18 protein-coding genes and 1 tRNA gene are annotated in these 21,562 nt (G+C 72.0%); 8 read left to right on the plus strand and 11 right to left on the minus strand.

Features of this window, described 5'->3' with window-relative positions; all coding sequences use genetic code 11:
• Positions 1 to 68: 68 nt before the first annotated feature.
• Both DEJ02_RS03180 and DEJ02_RS03185 read left to right on the plus strand, forming a co-directional pair.
• Positions 69 to 153, plus strand: a tRNA-Ser gene (locus DEJ02_RS03180).
• Positions 154 to 479: 326 nt separating this feature from the next.
• Positions 480 to 1,121 carry a hypothetical protein gene (locus tag DEJ02_RS03185; protein ID WP_111031974.1) on the plus strand — a complete coding sequence of 214 codons (642 nt, stop codon included), beginning with the start codon at positions 480 to 482 and terminating at the stop codon, positions 1,119 to 1,121.
• A gap of 16 nt (positions 1,122 to 1,137) precedes the next feature.
• Here the strand turns inward: DEJ02_RS03185 and DEJ02_RS03190 are convergent, their stop codons facing one another.
• Positions 1,138 to 3,147 carry a helicase HerA-like domain-containing protein gene (locus DEJ02_RS03190; protein ID WP_111031975.1) on the minus strand — a complete coding sequence of 670 codons (2,010 nt, stop codon included), beginning with the start codon at positions 3,145 to 3,147 and terminating at the stop codon, positions 1,138 to 1,140.
• Positions 3,148 to 3,188: 41 nt separating this feature from the next.
• Positions 3,189 to 4,445 (minus strand): multidrug effflux MFS transporter, encoded by a 1,257-nt coding sequence (locus tag DEJ02_RS03195; protein WP_111031976.1) that lies wholly within the window; start codon positions 4,443 to 4,445, stop codon positions 3,189 to 3,191.
• Between the two features lie 228 nt (positions 4,446 to 4,673).
• Here DEJ02_RS03195 and DEJ02_RS03200 point away from each other — a divergent pair, with 228 nt between their 5' ends.
• Positions 4,674 to 5,255: a TetR/AcrR family transcriptional regulator gene (locus DEJ02_RS03200; protein ID WP_146249211.1), complete on the plus strand. Its 582-nt coding sequence runs from the start codon at positions 4,674 to 4,676 to the stop codon at positions 5,253 to 5,255.
• A 10-nt stretch (positions 5,256 to 5,265) separates the two neighbouring features.
• Here the strand turns inward: DEJ02_RS03200 and DEJ02_RS03205 are convergent, their stop codons facing one another.
• The 5 genes from DEJ02_RS03205 to DEJ02_RS03225 form a co-directional block, all read right to left on the minus strand.
• Positions 5,266 to 5,868, minus strand: a complete 603-nt coding sequence (locus DEJ02_RS03205) for a substrate-binding domain-containing protein (RefSeq protein WP_111031978.1) — start codon at positions 5,866 to 5,868, stop codon at positions 5,266 to 5,268.
• A 1-nt stretch (position 5,869) separates the two neighbouring features.
• Positions 5,870 to 7,312, minus strand: a complete 1,443-nt coding sequence (locus tag DEJ02_RS03210) for an MFS transporter (RefSeq protein WP_128781006.1) — start codon at positions 7,310 to 7,312, stop codon at positions 5,870 to 5,872.
• Positions 7,313 to 7,441: 129 nt separating this feature from the next.
• The gene (locus tag DEJ02_RS03215; protein WP_056070707.1) at positions 7,442 to 8,587 is read right to left on the minus strand and encodes a cystathionine gamma-synthase; all 1,146 of its coding nucleotides are present in this window, start codon (positions 8,585 to 8,587) and stop codon (positions 7,442 to 7,444) included.
• Between the two features lie 13 nt (positions 8,588 to 8,600).
• The gene (locus DEJ02_RS03220) at positions 8,601 to 9,965 is read right to left on the minus strand and encodes a cystathionine beta-synthase (RefSeq protein ID WP_110863383.1); all 1,365 of its coding nucleotides are present in this window, start codon (positions 9,963 to 9,965) and stop codon (positions 8,601 to 8,603) included.
• A 174-nt stretch (positions 9,966 to 10,139) separates the two neighbouring features.
• Positions 10,140 to 12,014 carry an ABC transporter ATP-binding protein gene (locus DEJ02_RS03225; protein ID WP_111031980.1) on the minus strand — a complete coding sequence of 625 codons (1,875 nt, stop codon included), beginning with the start codon at positions 12,012 to 12,014 and terminating at the stop codon, positions 10,140 to 10,142.
• Between the two features lie 126 nt (positions 12,015 to 12,140).
• On the opposite strand from DEJ02_RS03225, the gene DEJ02_RS03230 reads away from it, so the two are divergent.
• Both DEJ02_RS03230 and DEJ02_RS03235 read left to right on the plus strand, forming a co-directional pair.
• Positions 12,141 to 13,565 (plus strand): amino acid permease, encoded by a 1,425-nt coding sequence (locus tag DEJ02_RS03230; RefSeq protein ID WP_111031981.1) that lies wholly within the window; start codon positions 12,141 to 12,143, stop codon positions 13,563 to 13,565.
• A 190-nt stretch (positions 13,566 to 13,755) separates the two neighbouring features.
• Positions 13,756 to 14,682, plus strand: coding sequence for a hypothetical protein (locus DEJ02_RS03235; protein WP_111031982.1), 927 nt, complete (start codon positions 13,756 to 13,758; stop codon positions 14,680 to 14,682).
• A 168-nt stretch (positions 14,683 to 14,850) separates the two neighbouring features.
• Here the strand turns inward: DEJ02_RS03235 and rplL are convergent, their stop codons facing one another.
• The 4 genes from rplL to DEJ02_RS03255 form a co-directional block, all read right to left on the minus strand.
• The gene (gene rplL, locus DEJ02_RS03240; RefSeq protein ID WP_027466380.1) at positions 14,851 to 15,234 is read right to left on the minus strand and encodes a 50S ribosomal protein L7/L12; all 384 of its coding nucleotides are present in this window, start codon (positions 15,232 to 15,234) and stop codon (positions 14,851 to 14,853) included.
• Between the two features lie 51 nt (positions 15,235 to 15,285).
• Positions 15,286 to 15,801: a 50S ribosomal protein L10 gene (gene rplJ / locus DEJ02_RS03245; protein WP_017888663.1), complete on the minus strand. Its 516-nt coding sequence runs from the start codon at positions 15,799 to 15,801 to the stop codon at positions 15,286 to 15,288.
• 279 nt (positions 15,802 to 16,080) lie between these two features.
• Positions 16,081 to 17,601 carry a cell wall metabolism sensor histidine kinase WalK gene (locus DEJ02_RS03250; RefSeq protein WP_111031983.1) on the minus strand — a complete coding sequence of 507 codons (1,521 nt, stop codon included), beginning with the start codon at positions 17,599 to 17,601 and terminating at the stop codon, positions 16,081 to 16,083.
• Positions 17,598 to 18,338 (minus strand): response regulator transcription factor, encoded by a 741-nt coding sequence (locus DEJ02_RS03255; protein WP_017888661.1) that lies wholly within the window; start codon positions 18,336 to 18,338, stop codon positions 17,598 to 17,600. Before DEJ02_RS03255 ends, DEJ02_RS03250 begins: the two co-directional genes overlap by 4 nt.
• A 103-nt stretch (positions 18,339 to 18,441) precedes the next feature.
• Here DEJ02_RS03255 and DEJ02_RS03260 point away from each other — a divergent pair, with 103 nt between their 5' ends.
• The 3 genes from DEJ02_RS03260 to DEJ02_RS03270 are packed head-to-tail and all read left to right on the plus strand — an operon-like array spanning position 18,442 to position 21,535.
• Positions 18,442 to 19,476 carry an acyl-CoA/acyl-ACP dehydrogenase gene (locus DEJ02_RS03260; RefSeq protein WP_111031984.1) on the plus strand — a complete coding sequence of 345 codons (1,035 nt, stop codon included), beginning with the start codon at positions 18,442 to 18,444 and terminating at the stop codon, positions 19,474 to 19,476.
• The gene (locus tag DEJ02_RS03265) at positions 19,473 to 20,828 is read left to right on the plus strand and encodes a bifunctional PIG-L family deacetylase/class I SAM-dependent methyltransferase (RefSeq protein ID WP_258378651.1); all 1,356 of its coding nucleotides are present in this window, start codon (positions 19,473 to 19,475) and stop codon (positions 20,826 to 20,828) included. Before DEJ02_RS03260 ends, DEJ02_RS03265 begins: the two co-directional genes overlap by 4 nt.
• A complete protein-coding gene (locus tag DEJ02_RS03270) occupies positions 20,825 to 21,535 on the plus strand; it encodes a glycosyltransferase family 2 protein (protein ID WP_181440262.1) in 711 nt (236 codons plus the stop codon). Before DEJ02_RS03265 ends, DEJ02_RS03270 begins: the two co-directional genes overlap by 4 nt.
• The last annotated feature ends 27 nt before the right edge of the window (positions 21,536 to 21,562 follow it).

The raw sequence follows: 21,562 nt of genomic DNA on the forward strand, positions 1-21,562 counted from the left end.
ACGACACGCGGTCGTGAGCACCGCGCAGAACCTGTACCATTGGGTGTCGCCGTCGCGAGACGGTGTCAGGAGAATTCGCCTAGTGGCCTATGGCGCACGCTTGGAAAGCGTGTTGGGTGCAAGCCCTCGGGGGTTCGAATCCCCCATTCTCCGCAGCGAGCAACACAGAACCACCACGAAGGACCCGCACCGATCGGTGCGGGTCCTTCGTCGTTGTGCTCATGAAGGCTCGTTGTGCTCATGAAGGCGCCGTGGTCCCCCACCCTGCGGACGAGCGCGTGCCCTGTTCCCCCTCGGTTGGCCGGGAAACGCTGACCAGGGGTGGAACGGGCTGTCCCCGGTACCCGTCGGTCGCCTATGCTGGCCGAGCGAACGGCTCCGGGACGAGCCGACCGCGGTGCATCGAGCGGCAGGGGCGTCGCTCGGAGGGCGTGCTGGTCAGCGTGCCCGGAACACCCGAGGGGACGAGGAGACGCGCCATGGGGGACACCACCGTGCCCGCAGTGCCCGTGCGGCCCGCCGTCTTCGACACGGTCCTCCGTCCGCGTCGGTCCCTCGTCCGTTCCACCGCGCTGAGCATCGCCTTCTCGGCCGTGCCGCTCGCCGTCGCCCTGGTCTGGGTCTCGTTCCCGTTCCGCACGTGGGCCGTGTTCGCCGGGATCGTCGTCGCGATGGCCGCGGCCGTCGGCATCGTGTTCGTCCGACTGCACACCGCGTTCATCGGGATCGACGACGACGGCCTGACGATCCGCGGGGTCCTCACGGCGCACCGGCGGATCCCCCGCGAGCGCGTGCACAGCCTGGTGCTCGCCACGACCTTCGGCTCGTCGGTGGACCGGACCGTCCGGGAACTCGTCGCCTTCGACCGGACCGGCACGCACCTCTTCCGGCTCCGAGCCGACGTGTGGGGCGACGACGGGCTCGACCGGGTCGTCGACGCGCTCGGCGTGCAGGTCGTCGAGGATGCTCGACCGGTCTCCGCCCGCACCTTCGCGAAGCGCTACCCGACGAGCCGCGCCTGGTACGAGCAGCGGTCGGCGTTCCTGCTCGTCGGCGGCCTCGTCGTGCTGGTCGTCGGCGGGCTGCTCGCCGTCGAGTTCGCCGGCCTCGACGCGCGCTGACCCACCGGCGGACCCGTCAGCGCCGACGCCGCAGCGTCGAGAAGATTCCGCGCACCACTTCCTTCGCGATGGTCCCGCCCAGCCCGGAGCCGAGCAGGTCCGACAGCGGGTCCGCCGCGGTTCGCCGCGTCCCGGACCGCCGCGTCCCGGACCGCTGCGTCCCGCCCGACCGACCGGAGCCGCCGGACCGACCGGAACGCCGCGCCTCCGACGCTCGCTCGGCCCGCTCGAACTCCCGCTGCTGCCGCTCGTACTCTCGCTGCGCATCCACCGACGCGTCCGCCGCGGCAGCATCCGCCGCGTCGGCTGCAGCGGCGGCGTCGGCCGCAGCGGCCGCCGCCTCCATCCGGCGCGCGAGCACCTCCCGGGCCGAGTCCGGATCGACGCGGGTGCCGTAGGTCGCCAGGAGCGGTGAGGCCTGCACCCGCGCGGCCATCTCGTCGGCCGGCATCGGGTCCATCGACCCCTGGGGTGCACGCAGCCGGGTCCACGCGACGGGGGTCGGCGCGCCCCGCTCGTTCATCACCGTGACGATGGCCTCGCCGGTCGCGAGCGACGTGAGCACCTCGCCCAGGTCGTAGTCGCTCGTCGGGTAGGTCGACACCGTCGCCCGGAGCGCCTTCGCGTCGTCCGGGGTGTGGGCGCGGAGCTGGTGCTGGATGCGCGACCCGAGCTGCGCCAGCACGTCGTTCGGCACGTCCTTCGGGGTCTGCGTCACGAAGAAGACCCCGACGCCCTTCGACCGGATGAGCCGCACGGTCCGCACGATCTGCTCGGTGAAGTCCTTCGACGCCCCGCTGAACAACAGGTGCGCCTCGTCCAGGAAGAACACGAGCTTCGGCTTCTCCTGGTCGCCGACCTCTGGCAGCTCGTTGAACAGGTCGGCCAGCAACCACATCAGGAACGTCGAGAAGACCTCCGGCCGGTCCTGCACACCGGGCACCTCGAGCAGGCTGACGATCCCCCGCCCGTCCGCCGCCGTCCGCAGGAACACCTGCGTGTCGATCTCGGGCTCGCCGAAGAACTGGTCGGCACCCTGGTCGGCGAAGGTGACGAGCTCCCGCAGGATCACCCCGGCGGTCTGCTTCGACAGGCCCCCGAGCTCGGCGAGTTCGCCCTTGCCCTGCTCGCTCACCAGGAACGTCAGCACGCTCCGCAGGTCGTCGAGGTCCACCAGCGCCAGGCCCTGCTGCGTGGCGTAGTGGAACACCAGACCGAGCGAGGACTCCTGCGTGTCGTTCAGGCCGAGCACCTTCGACAGCAGCAGCGGCCCGAACCCGGAGACGGTGGCGCGGATCGGCACGCCGGTGCCCTGCCCGCCCAGCGAGAACAGCTCGGCCTGGCTCGCGACCCCCTGCCACTGCTGGCCGATGCCCGCGGTGCGGTCGAGCAGCTTGTCGTTCGCCTGCCCCGCGACGGCCAGACCCGACAGGTCTCCCTTGATGTCGGCGGCGAACACCGGCACCCCGTTCGCCGCGATCTGCTCGGCGAGCACCTGCAGCGTGCGGGTCTTGCCGGTGCCGGTCGCCCCGGCCACCAGTCCGTGCCGGTTCAGCATCGCGAGCGGGATCCGGACCTGCACGTCGGGCACCGCTGCGCCGTTGACCAGGGCGCCGAGTTCGATCGCGCCGCCGTCGACGGCGTAGCCGTCACGGATCGCCGCGACCGCGTCCGGTCCGAGCGGGCCGGCTCCGGCACGGACGGGAGGCACGGTGCCGGTCGCCGCCGTCGCCCCCGGATCCGGGGCGGTCACCTCGACCGCCGCGGCAGGGGTGGTGGGAGCCGGTGCGGCTGCAGGGGCGGGCTCCGCGTCGGGCGCGAGCCGCGCCTCCAGGCCGGTGGGTGGCGGGGACCCGACGACCGCGGGTTCCGCGTCCGCGGTGAGGACCGCCTGCTCCTCAGCCGCCAGTGCGGCGGCGAGCTCCTCGGCTCGCCGCGCCGCTTCGTCGGCGAGCCGACGTGCCTCGTCCGCAGCCTGCCTCGCTGCCTCGGCAGCCGCCCGTGCCCGCTCCGTCGCGTCGCTCATGGGCACAGCCTAGGGACCGGAGCCCGCGGCGGCCCGGGTCGTCAGTGCGTCAGCGCGGGGACCGTCCGCGGGCGGACCACGAACCAGAGCATCAGGATCGCGACGGCGGCGGTCGACGCCATCACCATCGCCATCGGGGTGGCCGTCGTGATGCCGAGCCAGCCGACCACCGGCGAGATGAGCCCGGCGACGCCGAAGTTCAGGGCGCCGAGCACCGAGGCGGCGGTCCCGGCCTCTTTCCCGTGGGCGGCGAGACCGATGACCTGCACGAGCGGGAACGAGAACCCGCACGCGGCGATGAAGAACCACAGCGGGACGAGCACGCCGACCAGACCGGCCCCGAGCTGGTCGAGGACGATGATCGCGATCGACGCCAGCAACAGGGTCGCGGTCGAGCACGCCAGGATCCACTGCGGACCGACCCGCTGGGCGAGCCGCGACGAGATCTGCACGCCGAGGACGACCCCGACGGAGTTGACGGCGAAGAGCAGCCCGTACTGCTGCGCGTCGAGCCCGTAGACCTGCTGGAACAGGAACGGCGACGCGCTGAGGTACGAGAACAGTCCGCTGAACACCATGGCGCCGATGAGCGCGACGCCGACGAAGATCCGGTCGGAGAACAGCGCCTTGTAGCGCTGGCCGATGGTGGAGTGCCCGGCCTCGTGCCGGCGGGCCGGGGGCAGGGTCTCGACGATGAGCAGGATCGAGGCGATGACCACCGCCAGGCCGTAGCAGGCGAGGAAGACGAAGATGCCGCGCCAGCTGGTGAACTGCAGCATCTGCGAACCGATGAGCGGCGCGAGGATCGGTGCGAGGCCGTTCACCATCGCCAGGCGGGACAACATGCGCACCAGCGGCTTGCCGCCGAACAGGTCACGCACCGTCGCCATCGCGACGACACCACCGGCTGCGGCGCCCATGCCCTGCAGCACGCGGAACACCGCGAGCAGCTCGATGTCCGGCGCGGTCGCGGCACCGATCGACGCGGCGATGTGCACCGTCGTCGCGATGATCAGCGGCAGTCGGCGGCCCACCTTGTCACTCCACGGGCCGACCAGGAGTTGCCCGATGGCGAAGCCGAGCGTCGTCGCGGTGAGCGTCAGCTGGACCGCGCCGTCGGTGACGCTGAACTGGTCCTTGATCGCCGGGAACGCCGGCAGGTACAGGTCGATCGTGAACGGACCGAGCGCCGTGAGGGCGCCCAGGACGAAGACGTAGACGAGTCGCTGCCCGCGGGAGAGCGAGTCTCCCGGGTGCAGGACGACCCGGAGCGAACCGGTGGTGGCGGGCGCGGTCACGAGACAGGAGTCCTTCGACGATGAGGGGCGGGGGGGGTGATCGCGGGTCGATCGAATCGATTCGTCCGCGGAACCATCCTACGGTCGCCGGTGCGTGCTCGGCGCCGCCGGTGCGGGCCGCCCGCGTGAAGCGGCTGGTGCTGCCCCTCGGCCCGGCGCGGACCATGCGGTAGCGTCGGGTTGCTCGGGGGCCTTCCGGGTGAAGCGGATCAGAAGGGGGTGGGCGTCATGGTGGATGCCCGGATCCTGCACACCACTGCAGCGCTGCGCGAGGCGATCCTGCGACTCGCCGCGGACCGACCGGTCTCGGAGATCACCGTCGCCGACGTCACGCGTGCCGCCGGCATCAACCGGGCCACGTTCTACTCGCACGCCGTCTCCCCCGGGTCGCTGCTCGCCGACGTCCTGACGCCGGAACTCGACCGCATCCGGCAGGACGACGCCGACGAGCGCCGAGCCGCCGCCGACCGGGGCGCCGGAGCCGACGAGCTCGCGGCCATCACCCGGCGCGGCATCAACGCCGTCGTCGAGCACGTGACGACGCACCGCGACATCTACGGCAAGGCGCTGCCGGACCCGAACGACGCGTCGCTGCACCGGCTGCTCGTCGAGCACTTCACGGAGTCGAGCGCCCTGCACATCCGCGAGCTCGACCCCGCACACCGGCCCGACCTGCTCGACGACGTCGCCGCGGGGTTCGTGGCGCAGGGCTTCGTCGGGGCGATCGAGGCCTGGCTCGCCGGGCCCCGACGGTCGCGGAAAGCGCTGGTCGAGACGATCACGCTGTCGTTCCCGGCGTGGTGGAGTTGAGCGGACCGCTCTACTCGGCGTCCGTCGTGTCGCCGTCCGTCGGGTCGGTCTCCGGCTTCTCGCCACGCTGCAGGGACTGCACGACGTCGACCGCCGTCGCCGCGGTGTCGGCGTCGTCGCCCTCCGACGGCACGCGGTAGTCGGCGGACACCCCGTCGCCACCGGTGCCGGTCGCGGGCAGCGGATCACCGAGGGACACCACGACGACCCCGGCGTCGTGGGCGGTCTGGATCACGCCGGTCAGTGCGGACGGCCGGGCGGCGTGCACGAGCAGGGCCTTGGCGCCCTTCCGCACGAGCTGGGCGACCGCGGTCCGCTGGGACGCCGCTGCCCCCGACGCCGGAGCGACCCGGACGTCCGGCCGGAACCCGGCGTCGGTCAGGTCGGCGCGGAGCCGGTCGGCGAGGGCGGCGTCGTCGTGCACAAGGACGACACCGATCACGGCCTGCTGGTCGAAGCCGCCGTCGGAGCTCGTCAGGTCGGTGCTCTGCACGGGTGTGGGGGCAGCCGACGTCGTGCCCTGGCACCCGGCCAGGGTCAGGGCCGCCGCCAGGGCGACGGTCACGGCGACGATGCGCAGCACGGTGGTCTCCTCTTCGGTCCGGTCTGCCACGCTACCCGGCGGTCGGGCCGTGCGACGACGGAGTCCGCGACGGGACGGATCCGCCCGGGCCTGCCGACACCGTCGTCGCAGGCGCGGGCACGGGGCCGAGCCGTCGGACGGCCGCGATCGCCAGTGCGGCGAACCCGATCATCGCCGCGAACACCAGGGGGAACGACACGGTGCCGTCGGCTCCACCGGTCGCGGTGAAGAGCAGGCCGGTCACCGCCAGGCCGATCACGCTGCCCGCGGCATCAGCGATCGTCAGGGCCGAGCTCGCGAACCCGTCGTCGCCCTCGCCGGAGAACCGCAGCGTCAGCATCGAGGCGCGCGGGTAGATCGCGCCCATGCCCGCACCGCCGACGAACCAGCCGGCGACCAGCACCCACCACGACAGGTCGAACGTCGCGACCGCGAGCGCGGTCACCAGGCTGACGAGCACCAGCGTGAGCCCCACCCCGAAGGTGCGCCGGGCAGTGAGCCGCCGCTCCCCCAGACGGCCGTGCGCCCAGCTCGACGCGGCCCAGCTGAGTGCCGCCACCGTCAGGGCGAGCCCGGCGGCCGACGGCGACAACCCGTGTTCGGCCTGCAGCAGGAACGGCACGTACGCCTCGCTCCCGAAGAACGACGCGGCGACGAGCCCGCGCAGCAGCACGACCGACGGCAGCCCGGCCGCGGCCCGGAACGTCCCGGTGGGCAGCAGCGGCCGCAGGGCGAACCAAGTGCCCACCAGCCCGATGACGACGGCCGCGACCATGCCCCACGGGGTCAGGTCGGGCGCGACGTTGAGCAGCAGGATCGACACGGCCGCGGCCACCGACCACCCGATCCGGACCCGCTGCCACGGCGGGCGGAGCGACGCGGCCGGGGCGTGCAACCGGCCGAGGGTCGGCACGAGCAGGACGAACGCGGCCAGCGCGATCACCAGGGCGCCGGCGAACACCCAGTGCCAGTTCCAGGTGTCGGTGACGATGCCGGCCAGCGCGGGACCGATCAGCGCGGGGACGACCCAGGCCGCGGCGAACCCGGCGAACACCGGTCCGTGCAGCTCGGCGGGGAAGATCCGGGCGACCAGTACGTACAGCACCACGTCGATGGCCCCGGCGCCGAACCCCTCGATGAGGCGCCCCGCCAGGAACACCTCCATGGTCGGCGCGAGCATCACCACGGCGGTCCCCACGGCGAAGAACACCGCCGACACCCAGGCCACGATCCGTCCGCCAGCGCGGTCTGCCCAGTTGCCGGCGAGGACCATGCCGGGCACCCCGGCGGCGAGCGGGGCGGCGAAGGCGAGGGCGTACAGGGTCTCGCCGTCGAGGTCGCGGCTGATCACCGGCATGATCGTCGTCATCGCCAGGTTCTGGAACGCCGCGACGCCGACGATCGCGACCATGCCGATCGTCGCGAGGGCGTACGGCCCGCTCAGCAGGCTGGTCCGCGACGCCGTTGTGCTCACCCACGACATCGTAGGGGCGCGCGCCGACGGCACGGTGGCGCGTCCCGTGTCCGGCGTCCCGCGTCCCGCGCCCAGAGTCCCGAGTCCCGCGTCAGCAGGGCCCGCGTCAGCGCGGCAGCTGTGCCCGCTTCAGCGCGCCAGCGCCTGCTCCAGGTCCGCCACCAGGTCGCCGGCGTCCTCGATGCCCACCGACAGGCGGACCACGTTCTCCGGCACGGCCAGCTCGGTGCCCTTCACCGATGCATGGGTCATCTCGCTCGGGTACCCGATGAGCGACTCCACGCCACCGAGCGACTCGGCCAGGGCGAACAGCTCCGTCGACTCCGCGAACCGCTTCGCCGCCTCGGCGCCGCCGGAAAGCGCGACCGAGAGCATCCCGCCGAAGCCGCGCATCTGGCGGGCGGCGACGTCGTGCCCCGGGTGGTCGGGCAGGCCCGGGTAGTAGACGCGCTCGACGCCGGGCGCGACGACGAGCGCCTCGGCGACGGCCTGCGCGTTCCGCGAGTGCCGCTCCATCCGCACCGCGAGCGTCTTGATGCCGCGGGTGGTCAGGTAGGCGTCGAACGGCGACGAGATCGCGCCCGCGCCGAACTGCAGGAACTGGACCTTCGCCGCGAGCTCCTCGTCCGCCAGCACGACGGCTCCGCCGACGACGTCGGAGTGTCCGCCGAGGTACTTCGTGGTCGAGTACACGACGACGTCGGCGCCGAGCGACAGCGGCTGCTGCAGGTACGGCGACGCGAACGTGTTGTCGACGACCACCAGGGCGCCCGACTCGTGCCCGAGGGTCGCGAGCGCGGCGATGTCGGCGATCTTCATGAGCGGGTTCGTCGGCGTCTCGACCCACAGCACGGTGGTGGCCGGTGCGCCCTGCAGGGCTGCACGGACCTGGTCGAGGTCGCTCATGTCGACGACGACGAGCTCAACGCCCCACGGCACGTGCAGCCGGCTCACCAGGCGGTGGGTGCCGCCGTACACGTCGTTGCCCATCACGACGCGGCCACCGGGGACCAGCGCGGCACGGAGCAGGGCGTCCTCGGCGGCGAGCCCGGACGCGAACGACGACGCAGCGACGCCGCCGTCGAGGTCGGCGAGGAGCACCTGCAGCGAGTCACGCGTCGGGTTGCCGGCGCGCGAGTACTCGTAGCCGTTGCGCATGCCGCCGACGCCGTCCTGCACGTACGTCGACGTCAGGTGGATCGGCGGGATGACGGCGCCGGTGGTCTCGTCGGGCTCCTGGCCGGCGTGGACGGCCCGGGTGCTGAACTCGGTCATGCTCGGTGGTTCCTTACTCGGAGAGGTAGGTGAGGAGGTCGTGCCGGGTCAGCACGGTGACGGGCTTGCCGTCCGCGACGACGAGGAGCGCGTCGGCCGACTCGAGCGCACGACGCGCCGCGGAGACCGACTCGCCGACGCCGATGAGTGGCAGCGGGTCCCCGACGAAGCCGGTGAGCGCGTCCGACATCTTCGCGGTGCCGGTGAAGACCTGCTCGAGCAGCGCCTTCTCCTCGACGGCGCCGACGACCTCGCCGATGACGACGGGCGGCTCCGCGCTGAGCACGGGCATCTGCGAGACGCCGTACTTGGTCATGATGTCGACGACGTCGCGCACGGTGTCCGCCGGGTGCGCGTGCACGAGGTCGGGCAGGCGGCCGTCCTTGCCGGCGATGAGCGAGCCGACGGTGCGCTCGTCGTCGGTCTCGGCGAAGCCGTAGGAGCGCATCCACCGGTCGTTGAAGATCTTGCCGAGGTAGCCGCGGCCGCCGTCCGGCAGCAGCACGACGACGACGTCGTCCTCGGTCAGGTCACGGGCCGCGCGGAGCGCCGCGACGACGGCCATGCCGCTCGAACCGCCGACGAGCAGTCCTTCTTCGCGCGCCAGGCGCCGGGTCATCGCGAAGGAGTCGGCGTCCGACACGGCGATGATCTCGTCCGGCACGCCGGCGTCGTACGCGCTCGGCCAGAAGTCCTCGCCGACACCCTCGACCAGGTACGGGCGACCGGTACCGCCGGAGTACACGGAGCCCTCGGGGTCGGCCCCGACGATGCGGACGCCGCCGTCGGACGCCTCCTTCAGGTACCGTCCGGTGCCCGAGATCGTGCCGCCGGTGCCGACGCCCGCGACGAAGTGGGTGATCTGCCCCTCGGTGTCGCGCCAGATCTCCGGACCGGTGGTCTCGTAGTGGCTGCGGGGACCGTTCGGGTTCGCGTACTGGTTCGGCTTGTAGGCGCCGGGGATCTCCTGCACGAGCCGATCCGACACCGAGTAGTAGGACTCGGGGTGCTCCGGCGCGACCGCGGTCGGGGTCACGACGATCTCGGCGCCGTACGCCGTCAGCACGTTGCGCTTGTCCTCGCCGACCTTGTCGGGCAGCACGAAGACGCACCGGTAGCCGCGCTGCTGTGCGACCAGCGCCAGACCGACGCCGGTGTTGCCGGAGGTCGGTTCGACGATGGTGCCGCCGGGGCGCAGGTCACCGGAGGCCTCGGCCGCGTCGATGATCCGGGTGGCGATGCGGTCCTTGGACGACCCACCGGGGTTCAGGTACTCGACCTTCACCAGGATGGTCGCCCGCACCCCCTCGGTCACCCGGTTGAGCTTGACGAGCGGGGTGTCGCCGACGAGGTCGACGACGGAGTTCGCGTAACGCACGGCGTCGAGTCTAGGACGCGGTCCCCGCGTCCCGCTGGGATGTGTCGTGCGCGGACAACGCACCGTGATCCCGCGGCGGGCGACGTGCCCTGGTCGCGCTGCGCGCCGGAGGGGAGGCCCGTGCGGACGCCGCCACGGGCCTCCTGTCCGGCGCCCGGTCGCGACCACGACCGGTCAGGGCCGGACGACGTCCGCCGACGTGTTCTGCTGCCGGTGCAGCTGGGCGTACGTGCCGTCGAGGGCGAGGAGTTCGTCGTGCGTGCCCTGCTCGACGATCTGCCCGTGGTCCAGGACGAAGATGACGTCGGCGTCGCGGACCGTCGACAGCCGGTGCGCGATCGAGATGGTGGTCCGGCCGGCCGCCGCCGTGTCGAGCGCCGTCTGCACGACGTGTTCCGAGATGGAGTCGAGTGCACTGGTGGCCTCGTCGAGGACGAGCACCGGCGGGTCCTTCAGCATGACCCGCGCGATGGCGATGCGCTGCTTCTCGCCACCGGACAGGCGGTAGCCGCGCTCCCCCACGACGGTGTCGTAGCCGTCCGGGAACGACGCGATCGTGTCGTGGATGTTCGCCGCACGAGCCGCACGCTCGAGCTCGTCGTCGGTGGCGTCGGGCTTGGCGTACCGCAGGTTCTCGCCGATCGTGGCGTGGAACAGGTACGTCTCCTGGCTGACGATGCCGACGTGCCGCATCAGGTCCTCGTGCACCAGGTCGCGGACGTCCTGCCCGGCGAACCGCACCGATCCCTCGGTCGCCTCGTACAGCCGGGGCACCAGGTAGGACACCGTCGTCTTGCCCGCGCCGGAGGGGCCGACGAAGGCCGCGAACTGCCCGGGGCGGAGCTCGAACGACACCCCGCGCAGGGTCGGCTTGTCCGCTTCGCCGTCGGGGTAGGTGAAGACGACGTCGTCGAAGGCGACGTGGCCGACCTTCGACTCGTCCACGGGCCGGGCGGTCGGCGAGTCCGTGATGGCCGGCTTGAGGTCGAAGTACTCGAAGATGCGGGCGAAGAGCGCACCGGAGGTCTGCAGGTCGAGGACCACGCGCAGCAGCCCGACCGTCGGGAACAGCAGCCGGGACTGCACCGTCGTGAACGCGACGATCGTGCCGGCCGTGATCGGGACGTCGCCGATGATCAGGTACGCGGCGACGACGTAGATGATCGCCGGGATGATCGACAGGAAGATCTGCACGATCGCGAAGAACCACTGCCCGGACATCTGCTGGCGCACCTGCAGGGTGATCTGGTTGCGGTTCTCGTCCCCGTAGCGGCGGGTCTCACTGGCCTGCTGGTTGAAGCTCTTCGCCAGCAGGATGCCCGAGACGCTCAGCGCCTCTTGCGTGATGGCCGTCATGTCGGACAGCGACTCCTGCGTCTGCGCGGCGATGCGGGCCCGGACCTGGCCGACGCGGCGCTGCGCGATCACGAGGAGCGGCAGCAGGACCACTGCGACCAGCGTCATCTGCCAGCTCAGCAGGAGCATCGCGACCACGGCGGCGATCACGGTCACGGTGTTGCCGAGCACCGACGAGATCGTGTTGTTCAGCACACTCGCCACGCCACCGACGTCGTTCTGCAGGCGCGACTGGATGACGCCGGTCTTGGTGCGGGTGAAGAACGCGAGCTCCATCCGCTGCAGGTGCGCGAACAGGCGCATCCGCATCGCACCCATGACCTTGTTGCCGACCGTCGCGGTCAGGTACGTCTGCCAGACGCCGACCCCGGCGCTCGCGATCCAGAGCAGGACCATCGCGGACACGAGCTCGACCAGCACCGGGACGTCCGGGCGACCCGACGGCGGGAACAGCCCACGGTCGAACGCCTGCTGGGTGAGCAGTGGCGGCACGACCGAGATGGCCGCACCGACCAGCACGAGGACGACCGTGAGCATGATCGCCCGACGGTGCGGCTCGAACAGCGCGGCGATGCGCCGGACCAGGTGCGGGATCCTCGGCGCCTCGGCGTTGGCGGCCTTCTGCGCGCGGAAGTCGCCGCTCGAGATGCGCCCACCCCCGCGCGGGCCGCCGCCTCGCCCGCCGTGTCCCATGCTCATGGAGCCACCGTAGCCCCGCGCTCGGACATCGACCGCCCTGTCCACAGCACCGCAGTATTTGACCCCGTTCAGGGGGCGTGCGAGCATGTGCCGTCCCCGTCCCCGCACCACCGAGGTCCCATGTCGTCCGCGCCGTCACGTCCCACGTCCCTGGGGGCGCAGCTCGCCCGCCGCAAGCCGATCGAGCAGCTGCAGGCCGAAGCCTCACGCGGTGTGAACGGTGAACCGCTCCGTCGGTCGCTCGGGGTCTGGCAGCTGACGATGATCAGCGTCGGGGCCACGCTCGGCACCGGCATCCTGGTCGTCCTCGGCACCGCGGTCCCGCTCGCCGGTCCCGCCGTCTGGATCTCGTTCGTCGTCGCGGGGATCGCCGCGCTGCTGTCCGCGCTGTCGTACGCCGAGATGGCGGGCGCCGTCCCGACCTCGGGGTCCAGCTACTCGTACACCTACGCCACGATGGGCGAGGGCATCGCCTGGATCTGCGGCTGGTGCCTCGTGCTCGAGTACGCCGTCTCGGTGGCCGCGGTCGCCGTGGGTGCCAGCGAGTACGTCGACGAGACCCTGCGCGTGTTCGGGCTGCACCTGCCCACCGCACTCTCCGCTCCCCCGGTCGACGGCGGCGTGGTCAACCTGCCCGCGGCGGTCCTGGTCCTGCTCGCCACCGCCGTGCTGCTGCCCGGTGCCCGCGAGAGCGCCTGGGTGAACACGGTCATGGTGATCGTGAAGATCGCTCTGCTGGTCTTCTTCGTCGTCGTGGCGTTCACGGCGTTCCGGGCGCAGAACTTCGAACCGCTCGCCCCGATGGGTGCCGCCGGGGTCACCGCCGCCGCGTCACGGTTGTTCTTCTCGTACATCGGCTTCGACGCCGCCTCGACCGCCGGTGAAGAGGCGAAGAACCCCCGCCGCGACCTGCCCCGGGCGATCATCGGCTCCATCGCACTCATCACCGCGCTGTACATCCTCGTCGCGGTCGCTGCCATCGGTGCCCGCTCGTGGACCGCGTTCTCGTCGTCCGAGGCGTCGCTCGTCCGCATCGTCGTCGACGTCACGGGGCAGCCGCTCGTCGCCCTCGTGTTCTCGATCGGCGCGGTCGTCGCCATCGCCAGCGTCGTGCTCACCGTCCTGTACGGCCAGACACGCATCCTGCTCACGATGTCCCGCGACGGCCTGGTGCCGAAGGTCTTCGGCCGGGTCTCCCGCCGAACCGGTACCCCGATCGCGAACACGCTCATCATCGGCATCGCCGTGACGATCGTCGCCGCGCTCGTGCCCCTCGGGGAACTCGCTGACGCCACGAGCATCGGCACCCTCGTCGCCTTCGCCCTGGTGAACGTGTCCGTCATCGTGCTCCGCCGTTCGCAACCCGACCTGGAGCGCTCGTACCGGGTGCCGCTGTTCCCCGTCGTGCCGATCCTCGGCACCCTGAGCTGCGTGCTGCTCGCGGTGTTCCTCGGCGCCACCACCTGGATCGCCTTCGGCATCTGGATGGTCGCCGGCGCCCTGCTCTACCTGGCCTACGGCCGCCGCCACAGCACCCTGCGCTGACGCGCGCGCCGCCCCCGCGCCGACCTCGCGCGCTCACCGACACTTCACGCGCGCCGTCCCCCGTGAACTGTCGCTGAGCGCGTGTACTCGCGACGCGGTTCCTCGTCCACAGCTGCCACGTCGAGACCACGTCGTCCACAGATGTCCCGTCGCGACACCGTCGGCGGCGGACGACGACGAACATCACGGCATGAACGAGAGCACCCACCGTCCGCACCTGCTCCGTGCCACGGCACAGGACCCGACCAACGCGCGACTCCTGCAACGTCGGCACGCCTCTGGGGCGATGGTCCGCCTGCTCGCGGGCGTGTACATCGGGACCGAGGAGTGGGACGCGCTGAGCTCCGTCGGCCAGCACCTCGCCCGTGCACGGGCGATCGCGCCACGGCTGCGTCGTGGCTCGGTGTTCTCCCACGTCACCGCTGCGCTGATCCACGGCTGGCCACTGGTCGGGGACGCACCCGATCGGGTCCACGTGATCGACCCGGCTGTCCCGGTCATCCAGCACCGAGCCGGTCTCGTCCGACATCCGAGCGGTCCGACGCCGCGGACCGCTACCACGGCCTTCGACGGCGTACCGGTCACGGCTCCCCTGGACACCGCGACGGCGCTCATCACGACAGGGTCGCCCCACGTCGCCGCCGTGGCCGTCGATGCTGGCATCCGTCAGGGGGTGCTGGCGCTGGACGACCTCCGCGGCGTGGTCCCCGTCCGTCCTGCACGCGGCTCAGTGCACGCCGAGATGGTCCTCTCGGCGCTCGATGCACGGCACGAGTCCGTCGGCGAATCGTTCGCTGCGATCCGGTTCGTGCAGGTCGGGCTCCCTTCGTGTGAGCCGCAGGTCGAGTTCCGGCACCTTGACGGCACGGTCGACCGCGTCGACTTCTGGTTCCCGTCGCTCGGCGTCGTCGTCGAGTTCGACGGCCGGCAGAAGTACGTCGACCCGTCGATGCTGCAGGGGCGCGATCCCGCGGACGTCCTCTGGGCGGAGAAACGTCGTGAGGATCGGCTCCGCGCGCTCCCGGCAGTGCGGGCCGTCATCCGTGTGACGTGGTGGCACCTCATCGAGCCCGACCGCCTCGTTGCGCTCTTCCGTTCGCATGGCGTCCTCATCTGAGCTGTACGAGCTCACGCGCTGGCAGACACTTCACGGACTGGTGCGCGCGTGAAGTGTCGGTCAGCGCGAAACGTCGCCGCGCGCCGCCGCCAGCGCCGCACCCCCCCCGCACACGACGAAGGCCGCCGCCCCGAGGGGCAGCGGCCTTCGTGACCGGAACGGTCGAGACTACGCGAGCTCGATCGTGGCGCCAGCGGCCTCGAGGGTCGCCTTCGCCTTGTCGGCGGTCTCCTTGTTCGCACCCTCGAGGATCTTGGCGTCGGCGGTCTCGACGAGCGCCTTGGCCTCACCGAGGCCGAGCGACGTCAGGCCACGGACCTCCTTGATGACCTGGATCTTCTTGTCACCAGCGGACTTGAGGATGACGTCGAACTCGGTCTTCTCCTCAGCGGCCTCGGCCGGAGCAGCTGCGCCGGCGGGGGCGGCAGCGGCGACCGGGGCGGCCGCGGTGACCTCGAAGACCTCTTCGAACTTCTTCACGAAGTCCGAGAGCTCGATGAGCGTGAGCTCCTTGAAGGCCTCGATGAGCTCGTCCTGCGAAAGCTTCGCCATGATTTTCTCCTACTACTAGCTAGTACGTGTGGTTGATGAACGCGAGCCTGATCAGGCCGCGGACTCCTGCTTCTCGCGAAGGGCGTCCACGGTGCGGACGGCCTGCGAGAGGGGTGCCTGGAACAGGTACGCAGCACCGAACAGCGAGGCCTTGAGTGCGCCGGCGAGCTTGCCGAGCAGCACTTCACGGGACTCGAGGTCGGCGAGCTTGTCCACCTCGGTCGCGGTGAGCGGGTTACCGTCGAAGTAACCACCCTTCACCACGAGCTCGGGGTTCGCCTTGGCGAATGCACGCAGCGACTTCGCGACGGCGACGGTGTCACCGTGGACGAAGGCGAGAGCGGACGGACCGGCGAGCTCGTCGTCGAACGACGAGATGCCGGCGTTGTTCGCCGCGATCTTGGTCAGCGTGTTCTTCACCACGGCGTACGTGGCGTGCTCACGGATCGAGTTGCGGAGCTCCTTGAGCTGCGCGACCGTGAGACCGCGGTACTCGGTGAGCAGAACGGCGTTCGAGCTACGGAAGGACTCCGTGAGCTCGGCGACCGCAGCTTCCTTGTTCGCCATGGTTCTCCTTGGGGGTCTTGCCGGCAGCCCCAGGTCCACGAACGAAAAAAGCTCCGGCGCAGAGGCTCGGAGCTGCTCTCACCAGATGGTGGGAGTGGTTCGGAACACCTGCGCGGGATGCCTCACGAGTGAGGACCTTCGGTCACGATGTTCACAAACACGTTGCGAGCAGCACGACATCCGGCGGTCTTTGGCTTCGAGAACTGTACCAGACGCCGTGGGCGTCACCAAACAGCGGCCGGGAGGCGCGGTGCGGGCCCGCCCCGCGCCTCCCGACCGTCAGCGGGTCCGGTCCACCGCAGCGGGTGTCGCCGACCAGTCCGCGGACCCGGCAGGGTCAGCCGACGACGACGCGACAGCCCCGGCCCCGGCCCCGGCGGCAGCCGAAGCCGGGTCGCGGGGCAGGTGCACCGTGAACATGGTGTCCCCCGGCTCGCTCGTGACGTCGACCCGGCCGCCGTGCGCCTGCACGACCGCGTCCACGATGGCGAGCCCCAGGCCGGTCGACCCGACCGTGCGGGACCGCGAACTGTCCGCCCGGGCAAAGCGCTCGAACAGCTTCGGCAGGAACTCCGGGTCGATCCCCTGGCCGGTGTCGCGCACGGTCAGGTCAACGCCGCCGTCGACCGGGGCGAGGCCCACCGTGATGCGGGTGCCCTCGGGCGTGTGGGTCCGGGCGTTCGTGACGAGGTTGACGATGACCTGGTGCAGGCGTGCGGCGTCGCCCGTGATGGTGACCGGCTCCGGCGGGACGTCGACCTCGATGGGGTGTTCGGGCGAGGCGGCGTGGGCGTCGTTCACGGCGTCGAGCACCAGTCCGGTCAGGTCGACCTCGGCGAACTGGATCTCGCGGCCTTCGTCGAGCCGGGCGAGGAGCAGCAGGTCCTCCACCATCGAGGTCATGCGGATGGACTCGGACTCGATGCGGCTCATCGCGTAGACGACGTCCTTCGGCAGGTCGCCGCCCATGCGCCGGGTGAGTTCGGCGTACCCGCGCACCGAGGCGAGCGGGGTCCGGAGCTCGTGCGAGGCGTCGGCGACGAACTGCCGCACCTTCTGTTCCGAGCGCTCCCGCGCCTGCATCGCACTGCCGATGTGCCCCAGCATGCGGTTGAACGCGCTGCCGACCCGGCCGACCTCGGTGCGGGGGTCGGTGTCGGGCACGCGGACGCCGTCGAGGGCGTCACTGCGGTCGAGGGGCATGCGCGCGACGGTGGACGCGGTCTCGGCGACGCGCTCGAGCGGCCGGAGCGACTGCCGGACCACGAACGCCGCGACGATCGAACCGGCGACCAGTGCGGCTGCCAGGACGGAGAGGACCCCGGCGAACAGCTTCCAGACGCTGTCGTAGACGGGGGCCATCGGGAGCCCCACGACCAGGACGGCCGGGCCGACGTTGACGGCGGCCAGACGGTAGCGTCCGACGTCCGAGCCGAGGTCGATCGTCTCCGGGTCGGCGTCCACGCGGACGGACCCCAGTGCCTCGGCGCTCGTCTGCGGGACCCCGCTCGGGCGGCCGTAGTCGTCGAGCACGTTCGCGATGACGACCTGCCCGTCGACGAAGTACGCCGTCAGGGTGCCGGCAGCTTGCCCGGACGGCCGGGACAGGTCGATGCTCGGCTGCCCCGACTGGTTCTGCTGCAGGTACCGCTGCGCCCGGTGGGTGGCGCTCGTGATCTGCTTGTCGATCGCGCTGGTCTGGATCGAGAAGAGCGCGATGATGCTGGCCGCCCCGATCACCGCGCTGACGGCGACCACGAGGGCGACGATGCTCAGGACGAGCCGGCGCCGCAGGGTCACGAGGTCGGCTTGATGACGTACCCGACGCCGCGCACCGTGTGGATCATCGGGGTCTCACCGGCGTCGATCTTCTTGCGCAGGTAGGAGATGTAGATCTCGACGACCGACGACTTGCCGCCGAAGTCGTACGACCACACGCGGTCCAGGATCTGCGCCTTCGAGAGCACGCGGCGGGGGTTGCGCATCAGGAACCGGAGCAGCTCGAACTCGGTGGCGGTCAGTTCGATCGGCCGGCCGGCGCGGTGCACCTCGTACGACTCCTCGTCGAGCACCAGGTCGCCGACGACGATGCGGGAGTCGCCGGCCTCGGAGATCGAGATCTGCGAGCGGCGGATGAGCCCACGCAACCGCGCCACGACCTCCTCGAGGGAGAACGGCTTGGTGACGTAGTCGTCGCCGCCCGCGGTGAGCCCGGTCACGCGGTCCTCGACGGAGTCCTTCGCGGTGAGGAACAGCACCGGGGTGTCGTCGTTGTTCTGCCGCAGCCGGCTCAGCACCTGCAGCCCGTCGAGGTCCGGCATCATCACGTCGAGCACCATCGCGTCGGGCTTGAACTCCCGCGCGGTCGTCAGGGCGTCCTGCCCGCCGTTCGCGCTCTTGACGTCCCAGCCCTCGTAGCGGAGCGCCATGGACAACAGGTCGGTGAGGCTGGCTTCGTCGTCGACGACCAGGATGCGCAACGGGGTTCCGTCGGCACGCGTGAGGCGCGGGGCTGCTGCGGGCTGGGAGATGGTCACGTCTTCGAGTATCGAGAAGTTCCTATGAGTCGTCTGTGGCGCGGCCCAGTGCGTTCTGTGGATCGAGGACACGTCCACGTCTGCCGCTCCGTACGTTGGGAGCATGTTGCGATCTGCAGCCTGGCCCCCGTCGGCCCGGCACCTGGACACCGCGCGGATCGAACGGACGACCGGGAGGCCCGGATCGCCACCGACGGACCGCCTCGCGGTCGCGCGGGCGGTCGCCGCCACCACCCCACCCCTGTCCGCCGGTGCGGCCGGCGGGTTCTTCGGCACGCTCGCCGCGGTCGCCGCGGCGGACGTCGCCACCGCCCGCACCGTCGAGCCGCACCTGGACGCGCTCGGGATCCTCGCGCAGGCCGGGGTCGACGCCCCGGACGGCTCGACCTGGGGCGTCTTCGCGGCCGAGGGGCCGGGCCTCCGACTCGACGCCGCACCACAGCACGACGGCACGGTCCTGCTGCGCGGCACGAAGCCGTGGTGCTCGCTCGCCTCGACGCTCTCGCACGCCCTGGTCACCGCGCACCTGGGCGACGAGCGGGTCCTCGTCGCCGTGGACCTGCGACAGCCCGGGGTCACCGCGCACGACGAGGCCTGGGCCGCACGCGGCATGCCGGACGTGCCGAGCGGACCGGTCGACTTCGACGGCGTCCGGGCACGACCCGTCGGCGCACCCGGCTGGTACCTGCGACGCCCGGGCTTCGCCTGGGGCGGCATCGGCGTCGCGGCCTGCTGGTGGGGCGGTGCGGTCGGGCTCGCCCGGGTGCTCCGTGACACCGCGGCCGCACACCCGGAGTCCGAGCTGCTGCAGGCCGCCCTCGGCGCCACCGTGGCCGACCTCGCCGACGCCGAGGACGCCCTCGCCGACGCCGCCGCCCGGATCGACGACTCCGACCCGGCCTCCGACGACACCGACTGGCGGCTGCTCGCCCAGACCGTCCGGTCGCGGGTACGCCGTTCGGTCGACGCCGTGCGCGAGCGGGTGGTCGCCACGATCGGCCCGGCTCCGCTGACCGCCGACCCCACCGTCGCCGCGCGGGTCGCCGACCTCGAGCTCTACGTCCTGCAGGACCACGGCGCGCGGGACCTCGCCCGCATCGGCCGGATGGTGCTCGAGCGGGGCGGCGTCGCGTGGTGAGCTTCGACCACCGCGAGCCGGGCACCGACCCGGCGGCGTGGACGGGGTTCCTCGACGGCCTCGACGCACCGGCGATCGACCTGTCCGGCACCGGGTCGGTGGTGGTCGTCGCGCCCCACCCCGACGACGAGACCCTCGGCGCCGGTGGGCTGATCGGGGCAGCTGCAGCGGCCGGCGTCCCCGTGCACGTGCTGCTGCTCACCCGCGGCGAGCGCTCCCACCCGGACTCCCCCACGACGACCCCGGAGGCACTCGCCGCCGCCCGTGACGCGGAGTTCGTGGCGGCCCTGCGCACCCTGCACCCCGACGTGACGTCGACCTCGGTGGGGATCCCGGACGGCGCGACCCGTGAACACCGAGACCGTGTCGTCGAGAGCCTGGACACCGTGCTCGCCGATGCCGCCCGCCCCGTGCTGCTCGTCGCGCCGTGGCGTGGGGACGGGCACCGCGACCACCGCATCGCCGGCGAGGTCTCCCAGGCCGCCGCGGCGAGCGCTCCCGACGTCGAGCTGCTCGCGTACCCGATCTGGGCCTGGCACTGGGACGACCCGGACCACTCCGTCGCCCCGTGGGCCGACGTCCGGGCGCTGTCGCTGCCCGACGACCTCGTCGCCCGGAAGCGTTCCGCCCTCGACGCCTACCCGTCGCAGACCCGGCCCCTGTCGGACGCACCCGGAGACGAGGCGATCGTCGACGACCGGCACGCCGCCCACCACCTGCGGACGACGGAGTGGTTCTTCGCACCGGAGTCCGCCGCGTCGCGGTCGCGCGAGTCGTTCGACGCCCACTACGACCGGAAGCCCGAGGGGTGGGACTTCGACGGGTCCTGGTACGAGCAGCGCAAGCGGGCCGTGACGCTGGCGGCGCTCCCCCGCCCGCGCTACCGGTCGGCGCTCGAGCTCGGCTGCGCCACCGGGGTCCTGACAGCTGCCCTGGCCGACCGCGCGGACGACGTGCTCGGCACCGACATCTCGGCGGCGCCGCTGGAGCGTGCCGCCCGCCGCGCCCCGACCGCTCGGTTCGTGCAGGCTGCCCTGCCGGCGGAGTGGCCGGACGGGCGCTGGGACCTGGTGGTGATGTCCGAGGTCGGGTACTACCTGTCACCAGCCGACCTCGACGCGACGGTCGACCGGGTGCTCGGGTCACTCGACGACGACGGCGTGCTCGTGGCCTGCCACTGGCGGCACCCCGACGACGAGGCCGTGTCGAGCGGCGACGCGGTGGACGCACGGCTGACCGAACGGTGGCCGCGTCCCGCCCTGCTCCGACACGTGGAGGAGGACTTCGTCCTGAGCGTCCTGCCCGGCCCGGCGGTCACCTCGGTGGCCCGGGCCGAGGGGATCATCCGGTGACCCGACCGGAACCGCGTGCACGCATCGACGTCGTCGTCCCCGCGCACGACGAGGCGGACCGGATCGCCGCGTGCCTCGACGCGCTCCTGGTGGCCGTCGACCGGCTCGCCGCGGAGCGACCCGGATTCGACGCCGCCGTCACGGTGGTGCTCGACGGCTGCACGGACGGCACCGCTTCGGTGGTCGATCGGTACGCGGTCGACGTCCTGACCACGGACCGTGTCGGGGTCGGTCGGGCACGGACCATCGGGGCGACGCACGCGCTCCGTGTGCACGCCGGCGACCCGGCTGCCCGGTGGCTCGCCCACACCGACGCCGATTCGCGCGTGCACGAGCGGTGGCTCGTCCAGCAGGCCGACGCCCTCGCCGCTGGTGCGCACGTACTCGTCGGCGCCGTCGTCCCCGACCCGGACGACCTGGCGCCCGCGGTGCTCGACCGCTGGACGCGGGCGCACCCGCCCGGTGCCGCCCTCGGCCACGTGCACGGCGCGAACCTCGGCGTGCTCGCCGCGGCGTACGTCAGCCTCGGCGGGTTCGACGCCGTGCCCGAGCACGAGGACGCGCGGCTGGTGGCCCGGGCGCGGGCGCTCGGCTTCCGGGTGGACGCCACCGTCGACCTGCCCGTGGTGACGAGCGGGCGTTTCGCCGGCCGGACCCCCGGCGGCTACGCGGAGCACCTGCGCCAGCGGTACGGCGACGTCGGCTGACCCGGCCTTAGTCGCCTCATAGGTGGG

The organism is Curtobacterium sp. MCLR17_042, assembly GCF_003234695.1.
GTDB classification, from domain to species: domain Bacteria; phylum Actinomycetota; class Actinomycetes; order Actinomycetales; family Microbacteriaceae; genus Curtobacterium; species Curtobacterium flaccumfaciens.